The sequence below is a fragment of the Paenibacillus sp. TSM33 genome, assembly GCF_056099025.1.
The window spans coordinates 1-255 of the sequence record NZ_JBLZXB010000070.1 but is presented as its reverse complement, the minus strand read 5'-3'; the positions used below and the strand labels follow the sequence as shown (position 1 = coordinate 255).

Below are 255 nucleotides of genomic sequence, written 5' to 3'. Positions count from 1 at the left end.
AGGAGCAGTCTCGTTTGCCACAGGCAAAAATCCAGGGCAAAACGGGGTATCAGGCGGAACGCCTGGATTTTGATTTGGGCGCGGAGCTAACCGCTGGTATTCAGCGCATAGCCAAGCGTTATCAGGTGACCATCAATACGTTGATGCAGACCGTTTGGGGCCTTTTGCTGCAAAAATATAATGGCACCGATGATGTCGTGTTTGGCAGCGTAGTATCTGGACGTCCGGCAGACATTCCGAATGTGGAGCATATCA

Annotated in this window: 1 protein-coding gene; it reads left to right on the top strand. The window is 51.4% G+C overall.

Annotated features, from left to right (window positions below):
* Nucleotides 1-14: 14 nt before the first annotated feature.
* The coding region (locus ACN6NF_RS25935; protein ID WP_474320330.1) for a condensation domain-containing protein at nucleotides 15-255 on the top strand (241 nt) is incomplete at its 3' end.